At 53.2% G+C, this 1,839-nt stretch carries 1 protein-coding gene; it reads left to right on the top strand.

What is annotated here, in order from left to right; genetic code table 11:
- Positions 1–199: 199 nt before the first annotated feature.
- On the top strand, positions 200–1,768 hold the full coding sequence (locus HEQ34_RS14280; protein WP_296201579.1) for an MFS transporter: 1,569 nt from the start codon (positions 200–202) through the stop codon (positions 1,766–1,768).
- The last annotated feature ends 71 nt before the right edge of the window (positions 1,769–1,839 follow it).

Genomic DNA, 1,839 nt, shown 5'->3' with positions numbered 1-1,839 from the left:
GTGCTTTTGACGGGGGTTTAACCATTAAGCGCCTTTGACGCATATTGCTTTAAAAGTCACTGGCCATTCAGGAAAATCGATTTAGAGCGAAGTGGAACAGATAACCGTAGCCCTGAGCTTCGTCGAAGGGCGCTTGACGGCAGGGCGTGCTTCGACGCAACTCAGCACTGCGGTTTGAAAGAATATCGGAGGGGTCCAAATGTCTGTCGATTTGCAGCGTTTTATCATTTTTGCAGCAATTCTCATCGCACTGCCTGTTATTGCGATGCTCGTTCCAGCTTTTCGGCCATATTTACGCAAAAACCCCGTCATTACTTTCCTGCTTGGCATTTCAAGCGGCTTTCCGCTGACGTTGCTTATCGCGACCATGACATTCTGGCTGGCGAAGGTTGGTATCGATACCGCGACCATCGGTTTTGCGGTGGCATTGGGCATTCCCTACACCATCAAATTCCTATGGGCACCCTTGGTCGACAAGCTGCATCTACCGTTCCTGACTAAGGCATTCGGTCAACGCCGAAGCTGGTTGTTCTTTGTGCAGGCATTGCTTTTTGTGTCGATCTGGCAATTGGGTGCGAGCGATCCCCAGCCAGGTGACATGGGCAAGTTTGCGATTTGGGCGCTCATTACGGCGTTCTTATCAGCGACACAGGACATCGTCATAGACGCCTATCGCATCGAAATATTGGAAGAGGAAGAGTTCGCCCATGGCACCGCCACAAACCAGTTTGGCTATCGCACAGGCAATCTGATCGCTGGCGCGGGGACCATCTATTTTGCGTCGCAAGAGGGGTTGGGTCTTGGCTGGTCTACGGCTTATGGTTTGACTGCATTTTGCATCATTCCTGCCATCATTGGCGCATTATGGGCGGGACCGGGTAAGTTTGTTGACCGTTTTGCTCATGTTGAGGGCATGAAGCCGAAGCAGTGGTTGACGGAGGCCGTGGTCAACCCCTTCCGCGAATTTTTGACACGGCACGGTGCATTCCTCATTCTTGGCTTTGTACTTGTGTACAAGGTAGGCGACGCCATGGGGCAGGTGATGTTGAGCCCAATGATCGTTGATCTGGGCTTTTCCGATTTCGATTATATTTCAGCCAATAAATTATGGGGCTTTGGCGCGTTGATTGTGGGTTCTGCCTTGGGCGCGCCCTTCATATTGTGGCTCGGCATGGGCCGCGCGTTGCTCATCTCGGGCCTGTTGATGATGTTCTCAAACGTCATGTTCATGATCTTGGCTGCGTCGGGCAATAATTACTGGATGATGGTTGCCGCCATTTGCACGGAAAATTTGACCAGCGGTATAGGGCTGACGGTGTTCGCCACCTATTTGTCGGGCTTGTCGAGTATCGCCTACACCGCGACGCAATTTGCTTTGCTATCTTCTTTCGCTGGCGTTGGCCGGACGTTCATGGCGGGGCCAGCGGGCATTGTTGCGGAAAATGTAGGTTGGGTTGGTTTTTGGGGCTTCACCGTGGTCGCCGCGATTCCGGGCATGATCCTGCTTTGGGTGTTGTGGAGCAAAGGCTATGTCGTGCAAAGCATCCATCAGGTTAAGGCTGTCGATGAAAAGGTGATGAAGGATCCGATCGGGCCGATACGCATCCTTGGCTTCTTGCTCGTGGTGGCGGGCCTCATCGGGCTGTTACTCTCGCAGCCGCTGGAGTTCGCAAATGATATCACATGGTCGTTCGCAGCGCTGCTGTTCGCCGGAGGATTGCTTGCTTGGAAGGGGCAGCCGAAGCGCGTGCCTCAATCAGGCACCTGATCGTTCAAGCGTAACACTTCACCGGCCAGATATAGCGAGCCACAGATCAGGACATTGGCTGGCGCTTGCTG

Origin of the sequence: Sphingorhabdus sp., from assembly GCF_023910635.1 — a bacterium.
GTDB lineage: Bacteria > Pseudomonadota > Alphaproteobacteria > Sphingomonadales > Sphingomonadaceae > Sphingorhabdus_B.
The sequence above is the reverse complement of the archived record's forward strand: the minus strand, read 5'-3'. Positions and strand labels throughout refer to the sequence as shown.